Raw genomic sequence first — 5,591 nt, forward strand, 5'->3', positions numbered from 1 at the left:
GCCAGCTGGAAGAGGTCAAAGATCCGTCGCTGATCGGCGCTCTGGTCGATGGCGACATGGCCGCCCACTGGCAGCGATCCGCAGAGTTTCTGGCCATTGGCGTCGAAAAATGGCCCGCCCGTTTGCAGGAACTGGGGCTGGTCGATCCGGCATGGCGCCGCGCCACCCTGCTGCGCCGGCTGGCCGAACTGTGGGATCAGGCCCCGCCGCAAAATCCGGTGATCGTCGCAGGCTCCACCGGCACCGTGCCCGCCGCCGCCGATGTGTTGGGGGCCGTCGCGCGCGCGCCGCAGGGCTGTGTGGTCCTGCCGGGTCTCGACTTTGATCTGGACGAGGCGGTCTGGCAGCAGATCGACGCCGACAACGAACAACACCCGCAGCGCGCTCTCAAACACCTGCTGGAACGCCACGACATCGCCCGCGACACCGTGCGGCCGTGGTTCCGTCCTGAACTGACGCATGATGGCGTGCGCAAAGGTCTGGCCCGCCAGCGCCTGCTGAACGAGGCCCTGCGCCCCGCCGATGCCACCGGAGACTGGCGCGAAGCCATCAAGGACATCCGCGCCCGCGCCGCCGACAGCGGCCACGACCCGATTGCCGAGGGGGCAGACGGCCTCAAAATCCTGACGCTACACCATGAGGAAGAGGCCGCTGCGGCCATTGCCCTGATGATGCGCCAGACACTGGAAACGCCCGGCAAGACCTGTGCGCTGGTGACGCCCGATCAGGGTCTGGGCCGCCGCGTTCAGGCCCGTCTGTCGCGCTGGGGCATTGTCGCCGACGCCTCGGCAGGCCAGCCGCTGAACCGGATGGCGGCAGGCACCTTGCTGGACCTGTGCGCGCGCTGGATCGCCGCCCCGACCGACCCGCAGACGCTGTTGGGCCTGCTGAAACACCCGCTGAACCAATGGCAGGATGGCGAGACCCAGCGCGATGTGCGCGATCTGGAACGCTATGGCCTGCGCACCTCGGCCCATGCCGATTTCGACGCCCTGCGCCGCCATCTGGCCCGCGCCGAAAAGCGCAAGGGACTTAGCGATGATGCCCGCAACGCCATTCTCGATCGCAATGTCCGCTTGAACGCCTTCATCGACCGCATGGGTCAGGTTCACGCCTTGGGTCATGCACCTTTTGCGTCTGACGGACAGGCAACCCTCAACCGTGCGGCAGAAGGCCTGACGCAGGTTATCGAGGCCTTTGCCGGACAGCAGGCATGGGCTGGCCCCGATGGCGAACAAGCGGCCAGCCTGCTGACCGGCCTGATCGCCGGTGGCGCGGCGCTGGGCGAGGTGACCCCTGATCAACTGGTCGAACTGGTGCAGGACCTGCTGGCCGAAACAGTCGTGCGCACGGGCGGGGCGACCCACCCGTCGCTGCGTATATTGGGTGCCATCGAGGCCCGTCTGGTGCGCGCCGATCTGATGATTTTGGCCGGTCTGGAAGAGGGCATCTGGCCCCAAGGCGCGCCCGTCGATCCCTTCCTGTCGCGTCCCATGCGGGCCAAGATGGGTCTGCCCCCGCCCGAGCGCCGTATCGGACAAAGCGCGCAGGATTTCGTTCAAGCCGCCTGTGCGCAGGAAGCGGTTCTGGTCCACTGCGAACGACGCGGCGGCCAACCTGCTGTGCGCTCGCGCTGGCTGTGGCGTCTGGATATGCTGACGCGCGGTGCCAATAGCGACAATGCCCCTGTGCGGCTGGAGACCCAGCCTCTGGTCGCGGACTGGACGCGGGGGCTGGATGCGCCGCTGTCGGCCACGCCGCGCTATGCCCGTCGCCCTGCGCCTACCCCGCCCGTCGAGCGCCGCCCGCGCGAGCTGCCGGTCACCAGTGTCGAGCGCTGGGTGCGCGATCCCTATGCCGTCTATGCGGACCGCATTCTGGGCCTGCGCAAGATGGATCGTCCGGGCGAACCCGCCGAGGCGCTGAAGCGTGGTACGGCCATCCACGCCGCCATCGAACGGCTGGTCGAAACATGGCCGTATGACCTGCCGGATGATCTGGGAATCCAGCTGGCCGGTTTCATTCAGGATGCCCTGCGCGAGGAAGGCTTTGAAGAGGCCGCCATGGCCCGCGAGGTGCCGCTGAGCCAGCGCATGGCCCGGTTCCTCGGCCGCTTTGAACGCGAGCGCCGTGCGCGCGGCATCGAAATCCTTGTCGAGCAGAGCGGGCGGCTGACATTCGATGCGCCCGCTGGCCCATTCACCGTCACCGCCAAGGCCGACCGGATCGAGCTGGACGCCCACGGCGCGGCCATCATCGACTATAAGACGGGAGCCAACCCCAGCGCCAAACAGGTGGTCGAGGGCTTTGCGCCACAGTTGCCGCTCACGGGGGCCATTCTGGCCGGTGGCGGGTTCGGCAATCCGTCCGATCCATCGGCGCTGATCTATGTGCGGGTGATCGGTCGAGGCGAGGGCGGCCAGGTGACGGACGTGTCGGCTCCGTCGCGATCCAACACGCTTAGCGCGGCCCAGATCAGTGCCGCCGAGTTCGACCGTCTGAGAGAGGCCGTCGCCGCCTATGACGACCCCGCCCGCGCCTACACCTCATGGGAAGCGCCTCAATATATGGGCAATTTTGGCGGCAACTACGACCATTTGGCCCGTGTCTGGGAATGGATGGTGGTCGGCGGGGCCGAGAGCGAAGGCGACGGGGAATAGGCCATGATCAATGTCTCGGACCTGACGCCTGTCGAGCGCGCCAAATATTTCCAGTCGGTCGCGGCGGGGCCGGAGAGCTCCATCTTCGTCACCGCCAATGCGGGATCGGGCAAGACCACCACTCTGGTGAACCGCGTGGCGCGGTTGCTGCTCAAGCGGGTGCAGCCGGCTGAAATCCTGTGCGTGACCTATACCAAGGCCGCCGCCGCGGAGATGCAGGCGCGCCTGTTTGAAAAGCTGGGCCACTGGGCCGTGGCCGATGACGAAACCCTGCGTGGATCGCTGGCCGATCTGGAGGGGCGCAGCCGCGACGAACTGGGCGCGCAGGACCTGTCCAATGCCCGCCGCCTGTTCGCGCGCGCGCTGGAAACACCGGGCGGTCTGAAGATCCAGACCATCCACGCCTTTTGCGAAAAACTGCTGCGCCGCTTTCCTTTGGAAGCGGGCGTAACACCGGGCTTCAAGGTGCTGGAAGATCAGGCCGCTGTGCGTCTGTCACGCAATGCGCGCGATGATTTGGCCCGCCACGCTCTGGTGGCCGACGATGCGGTCAGCCGCGCCTATGAGCATTTTGCCCTGACCATGGATTTCGGCAGTTTCAATGACCTGCTGTCCCTGATCGAGGCCAAGCGCGAGGCCTTGGGCGACTATCTGGATGCGGTGGCCAAGGGCCTAGCACCCTCTCCGCGAGAGATCACCGGCGCAGGCGACCAGACCGCCGAAGAAGCGACCGACGACTTCATTCGCTACATCTCTCAGGAGGAGTGGCGCGATGCCGCCGCCGCCATGGAGGCGGGAGCCAAGACAGACGCCGCCATCGGCACCGCCATGCGCGCCGCGCTCGCGGACTGGCGTTTCGATGCCTTGGGGCCGGTATTCCTGACCCAGTCGGGCAGCCCGCGTGCCAAGATGTGCACCAAGTCTATTCCGCCAGTGACGGGCGATTATCTGGGCGCACTGCAGGACAAATTCATCGCCACCCAAGAGGTGGTGCGTAAAATCCGCGTGGCCGAAGAGACCGAACACCTGTTGACGCTGGCCCGCCTGCACCGCCATTTCTACGACACCCGCAAACAGGACGAGGCGGCGCTGGACTTCACCGATCTGGTGGGGCGCACGGCCGAACTGCTGACCAAGCGGTCGAACGCGGCATGGGTGCTGTTCAAACTGGACGGCGGCATCGAGCATATCCTGATCGACGAGGCGCAGGACACCGCCCCCGAACAGTGGGAAATCATGCGCGCCCTGACCGAGAGCTTCTATGCCGGTGACGGGGCCGAGCGGGAACGCGCCATCGGCCGCACCGTCTTTGCGGTGGGCGATGAGAAACAGTCGATCTATTCCTTTCAGGGTGCCAGACCCGAGCAACTTCTGAAGGAATCCCGCCGCTATCAACTGATGACGCAGGCCGTCGGGGCCCAGTTCGAACAGGTGCGGCTGGAGACCTCCTTCCGCTCGACGCCCGAGGTGCTGGGCTTTGTCGATGCCGTGTTCACGCATCCCGACCGTGCCCGTGCCCTGAACGGCACAGGCGATATCGAGCCCCACCTGCCCGCGCGCGCCGGACAGGGCGGTTCTGTCGAGATGTGGCCCCTGTTCAAAGAGCCCGAGCGCGCCGAAAAACAGGCATGGCAGGCACCGGTCGATCAGGAATCCGAAGCCAGCGCCCGTAAACAGCTGGCCCGCGCCCTCGCCCGCGAAATCAAACAACAGGTGGCGGACGGTCGCGGCATCTGGGCCTTTAATCCGGCCACCAAGACCTCGGCCCATCGCCCTGCCCGCTACGGCGATTTTCTCGTGCTGGTCCGTCGCCGCGATGCGACATTTGAGGAGATCATCCGTGCCCTGAAGATGGAGGGCGTGCCGGTGGCGGGGGCCGACCGCCTGAAGCTGAACGAGCATATCGTCTTTGACGACCTGCTGTCTCTGGCGCGGTTTGCCCTTTACCCGCAAGACGATCTGTCACTGGCTGAAATCCTGCGCAGCCCCCTGTGTCAGGTGCCTGATTTTGGCGCTCCCCATGACCTCTATCATCTGGCCAATGTGCATGAGCGGGGACGCCGCTCGCTGTGGCAGACCCTGCAACAGCGCCAAGGCGAGCACCCCGAATGGGGCGAGGCGCACGACCTGTTGCAGGCCCTGATCGCGGCGCGCGAGGCCGATCCCTTCACCTTTTTCGGCACGGCGCTCAACCATGTGTTTGCCGATGGTCGCTCCGGCCGCGCGCGCATTCTGGATCGTCTAGGCCGCGAGGCCGAGGAAGCCATCGACGAAACCCTCTCTCAAGTGCTGGCCGCCGAAGAGCGCGGGGGACGCGATCTCGAAACCTGCCTGTACGAACTGGAGCAAAGTCAGGTCGAGGTGAAGCGCGAGATGGAGGGGGCCCGCAACGAGGTGCGGGTCATGACCGTCCACGGCTCCAAAGGGCTGGAAGCGCCGGTTGTTATCCTGCCGGACACCACCTCCAAGGCCAAACCGCAGGGGCCGCGCCTGATGCCGGTACCGCTGGGCGATGCGGGCGAAGGCTGGTTGATGTGCCCCGCTGGCAAAGACGACTGCGAGGCCTCGGCCGAGGCGCGGGCCCTACGCGAGCAACGCACGGACGAGGAATCGCTGCGCCTGCTCTATGTGGCCCTGACGCGGGCCAAGGACCGGCTGATCATCATGGGTCGCGAGGTAGGCCGCAACAAGCTGGGCTATGTCGAGGGCAGTTGGTGGGACATCCTGCAACAGACCTTTACCATCGCGCTGGAAACAGGATCTGCCAAGACGGGACCGGACGGGCGCTCGCGTCTGGGCGAACTGCCGCCGTGCCTGCCGCCCGAGCGCCGCGTGGCCGCAGAGGCGGTTCAGATACCGGACTGGGCCATCACCCGCCCCGCCGCCGACGCCTCGGCCCGCTTTGCCGCCCCGTCGCAGATGGAGGCCGAA

The 5,591-nt window shown here is 66.4% G+C and carries 2 protein-coding genes; both read left to right on the forward strand.

Features of this window, described 5'->3' with window-relative positions:
- A partial coding sequence (gene addB, locus B3B04_RS08805; RefSeq protein WP_292042034.1) for a double-strand break repair protein AddB occupies positions 1-2,660 on the forward strand: 2,660 nt, incomplete at its 5' end.
- 3 nt (positions 2,661-2,663) lie between these two features.
- The coding region (gene addA, locus B3B04_RS08810; protein WP_292042037.1) for a double-strand break repair helicase AddA at positions 2,664-5,591 on the forward strand (2,928 nt) is incomplete at its 3' end.

This window comes from Brevundimonas sp. UBA5713 (assembly GCF_002419815.1).
In the GTDB taxonomy this organism is placed as follows: domain Bacteria; phylum Pseudomonadota; class Alphaproteobacteria; order Caulobacterales; family Caulobacteraceae; genus Brevundimonas.